The organism is uncultured Ellagibacter sp. (genome assembly GCF_934636505.1).
Lineage (GTDB): Bacteria > Actinomycetota > Coriobacteriia > Coriobacteriales > Eggerthellaceae > Ellagibacter.
Genome location: NZ_CAKUAL010000105.1, coordinates 1 through 4122, shown reverse-complemented (window position 1 = coordinate 4122; position 4122 = coordinate 1). Strand labels below are relative to the sequence as shown.

The following is a 4122-nucleotide window of genomic DNA, read 5'->3' as shown; positions in this document are numbered from 1 at the left end:
CCACCAGGGCGAACGAGGAAATCTTCTGCGAGGGGCTCGGCAGGATGGCGTGGTGGCGCTCGATGCGATTCACCGACGCGCCGTCTTCGGCCTTGCCCACCTCGTGCATGAATGCCGGCTTGCTTTCGAGAAGCAGCAGTCCGAAGTAGCGGGTGCTTCTCCCAGCGAACGCTGCATCGAGCTCGGCCTGGGCAGCTGCGGCTTCTTCTTCGGACATCTCCGCGAGGTCTTCCGCAGAGAGCTTCGGGGCGCGCGGCGAGTCCTCGAAATCGACGACGAGCAGGTCGCACGAGGTGGGCTGCTCCATGCGGCCAAGTTCGCTTCCTAGGAACTCGGCGATCATGAGCGAGAGGTCGGTAAAGTTGCTTTCCCCGTTCAGGTAGGCGCAAAGCTCGTTTTTGAAACCGCTTTCGGCCTCGAACTCGCCGCGCTTGTTGTCGATGTTGCCGAGCGCATGCTTCGCGACGCGCTGCACGTAGGATTTCACGTTCTTGTCCGAAAGGTCCAGCTCTTCCTGCGAAAACACGTTCACGCATGAGACGAAATCGAATACGTGCAAAATGACGTGGTTGATCTTGAACATGGAATCGGGCTCCCTCTCGTGACGAATAGCGGGAACACACATTACCCCATGAAACGCGCGCGGGCAAACGCTCGTTGGCCGTGCAGTGGAGGGGCTGGCATTTGAGGTGCGCTCGAAAATGGCGGACGCAAGTCGGTCTCGGTGCGATGGGGAGGTCGGGCGTTTGGGAGCGCGCGAAATGGCGGCTAAAGACGGCGGCGTGCGACGGGGGATGCTGGGCGTTTCGGAGCGTGTGCGAAAATGGCGTGCGCAAGCCATTTTCGCCGCGATGGAGGGTCCAGGTCGGGGTGTTCAAGGGCGTGTACAAAATTGACGATAAGTTGCGCAGGAATTGTGTATGACACCACAAAACGCATAATAATGGGGAATAACTCTGTTCGATTTCGCTTCGAATAGGACATTATTGGGACAGTAAAGTTGATTATCGGGTCGACTTCATCGTTCCTTCACAACTTATCGTCATTTTTGTACAAGGCGGGCATCGGGAAGGCGTGGACCACCCTCGGCGCGAGGCGGCTCGGGCTACAGTGCGCGAACATAAAGAAAGCGGCTGGGAAGGGCTCGATGCTCTTCCCAGCCGCTTGGCCAGGTTGTCGCCTTTAGAGGCGGCGACCCGAATCCTTTCTCAGCCTTACTCCGCTTGCGGAGGCGCACTAGGCACGCTAGGCGCACCGGGAGCACTCGGCGCCCCAGGAGCCCCGGGCGCCCCGCCCGCTGTCGGCGCCCCGGCTGCGGGAGCCTCGAAGGGCTCCCCGCACTGCGGGCATTTCTCGGCGCTCACGTCATCGCACACATAGTGGCACTTCATGCAAATCCGCGCGCCCATCGTCGTTGATGCTGGTCTGAAACACATGGCTCATCAATCCTTATTAGTCTTGCTCTTCGCACTTGTAGACCTTGGCGCTCGCGCCCGTGAGCGGCCAGGATCCCATCAGCGGGTCGAGGTACTTCGCGTCGTCGTCCAGAATCACGTTCACGTTCGACTTGAACACGCCGAACAGCGACGGCTCGGCTTCGGGCTCCTCGGGGAACCACCAGTCGTGCTGCACGCTGATCACTCGCGGATCGACCGTCGTCGTGGTGCGGGCGCGCTGCTTGATGCGGCCCTTGTGCGTCTCGATCCAGCACCAATCGCCCGGTGCGATGTCAAGCGAGATGGCGGTGTCGGGGTGGATATCGAAGATCGGGTCCGGATGCAGGTTGCGATATGCACCTGGCTGACGATGCTCGGTGTGGTAGAAGGGCATGAACCTGGCACCTGTGATCATGCAGAGCGGGTACTCCTTGGCGTACTCCGGGTCCGCTTCGGGGAAGTTCGGCGGGAACGTGAAGCTCGGCAGCGGGTCGAAGTTGCGGCCCGTCTCCTTCGCGAGCTTCTCGATGACCGTCGAGTACAGCTCCACCTTGCCCGTCGGGGTGAGGAACTTGAAGCCCGGCTCCTTGTACTTCTCCGGCACGTTGGGAACCTTCAGGTACTTCACCTTCTCGCAGAAGTCGCGGAACTTCATGCCGAAGGGCGCCACCTGGTCGTTCATCATGTCCTCGTACTTCGGACCCCACCACTTGTCGGCGAAGCCCAGACGCTCGGAAAGCCCGTACCAGAACTCGTAGTCGTCGCGGAAGTCGATGTCGGTGCCGCCTTCGAAGCGCTCGAGGACGGGCATGCTGCCAGCCATGCTCACCTGCTCGACGTCCATGGTCGGGTAGCCGATGCTGCAGCGCTCGAGCCACGTCGCCGCGGGCAGCACGTAGTCGGCCAGCGCCGCCGTCGGCGTCATGAAGTAATCGTGCACGATGAGCAAATCAAGGCTCTTCAGCGCTTCATGCACGAGCTTCGTGTTGCTGAACGCGAGCATCGGGTTGTCCGCCTGCACGATGCATGCCTTGATGGGGTAGGGGTCGCCGCTGATCATCTGGCGGAACATCGTCGGCGCGTTGCTGTAGGGATAGAAGCGCGGGTAGGCCTTCGAGATGATGTCCCAGCCCTTGAAGGTGAGGCCCGGGTACATGTCGTTGCCGACCATCTTGTCGCGTTGCTCTTGGGAGAGGGCGTCGTGGGAGAAGTTCATGTCCTCGGTGTTGCCGCGGTCGCCCGGCATGGTCAGCTGGTCGCCGCCGACCTTGTCGATGTTGCCCGTGATGGCGCGCAGGATGGCCTTGCCCTGAATCGCGCTCGAGGCGTTGAGGCCGCAGCCGTCGCCGCCCTTCTCGCCCCAAGGCAGGCAGGCGGGCTTGGTCGTCGCGTACATGCGAGCCGCCTGGCGGATCTTGTCGGCGGGAATCCAGGTGATTTCCGCGACCTTCTCGACGGGGTATTCCGCCGCGCGCTCTTTCAGCTGGTCAAAGCCGTAACACCATTCCTCGACGAACTCATGGTCGTAGAGGTCCTCCTCGATGATCACGTTGATCATGCCGAGGGCGAGTGCCGCATCGGTGCCGGGGCGGATCTGCAGGAAGAGGTCGGCCTTCTGGGCGACCTCGCAGAAACGGGGGTCGATGACGATGAGCTTCGCGCCGCGCTCCTGCATGTTGCGCAGGGTCCACTGCCAGTTCAGAAGCTCGGACGCAGCAGGGTTGCGGCCCCATAAAACGACGAGGTCAGCGCGCTTCCAGTCCGACTTATCGGAGCAGAAGCCGCCGTAGGTGCACGGCTCGAGCCACATGTCGGAGCTGTAGCAGATGGTGCCGTTGCCGCCGGTGTTCGGCGTGCCGAACAGGTTGGTGAACTTGTAGTGCAGGTTGGACTGCGTGCGGTACGTTCCCTCGAGGAAGCACAGGGTCTCGGCTCCGTACTTGTCGCGAAGATCGGCAAGGCGCTCAGCCATCTCGTCGAAGGCCTGGTCCCAGGTGATCTCTTCCCACTGGCCGCTTCCGCGCTCGCCGACGCGCTTGAGGGGCCTCTTCAAGCGGTTGGGGTTGTACTCGAAATCCTTCCAGCGGTCATGCTCGAGTCGGGAGCACACATATCCCTCGTTGTGCGGGTTGTCCGGATCTCCCTCGATCTTCACGACTCGGCCGTTTTCCTTCGTGCAGAGAACTCCGCAATTCAGATGGCACAGAAAACACGATGCTCTCTTGACTTCCCTCTCGACCTCAGCCATGTCTTTCTCCTCTCGTTTTTTCGCCGCCGTCTTGGCGACCGATGTTTCGCCGCATCTTGAAATTGCCTCTCGATGTCTCGGCGATGCTGCTATGATGGGTTGCAGGGGGAAAGAATGAATCACATCGAGAAGGTGATTCCCGCTGAACTGGGGAAATGCCGTCACCTTCGCATAGTGATTCATGCTTGTAACGGGGGATTCCATGGGAGTGGATAATTCTGGTGCCGCGTCCAGCGGCGAATTTGGTACACCCAACGTCGCGTCCGACACCGCGTCCAAAAGCGGGAGCGGCTCGCCCAGCGCCGCGTCCGGCACCTCACCCGGCAGCAAGCTCGCCGCGTCCGGCGCGCTTTCGTTTCTCGATTCAACGGATGGCAAGGGCAAGAGAAAACCGGTGATGCAAACGTCCGCTGCGTGCGTGCTCGCCACGATCGGCTT

Annotated in this window: 3 protein-coding genes; 1 reads left to right on the top strand and 2 read right to left on the bottom strand. The window is 61.2% G+C overall.

Annotated features, from left to right (window positions below):
- Positions 1-583: nucleoid-associated protein (locus Q0G18_RS09000; RefSeq protein WP_297152241.1), on the bottom strand; the 583-nt coding region annotated here is incomplete at its 3' end.
- Positions 584-1452: 869 nt separating this feature from the next.
- Positions 1453-3684, bottom strand: coding sequence for a molybdopterin-dependent oxidoreductase (locus Q0G18_RS08995; protein ID WP_297152239.1), 2232 nt, complete (start codon positions 3682-3684; stop codon positions 1453-1455).
- Positions 3685-3886: 202 nt separating this feature from the next.
- On the opposite strand from Q0G18_RS08995, the gene Q0G18_RS08990 reads away from it, so the two are divergent.
- Positions 3887-4122 (top strand): hypothetical protein (locus Q0G18_RS08990; protein WP_297152236.1); only part of this gene is annotated, 236 nt, incomplete at its 3' end.

Bases quoted from the DNA above. Each gene is read 5' to 3' on its own strand.
- Q0G18_RS08995 (WP_297152239.1), bottom strand. From the start codon at position 3,684: ATGGCTGAGGTCGAGAGGGAAGTCAAGAGAGCATCGTGTTTTCTGTGC.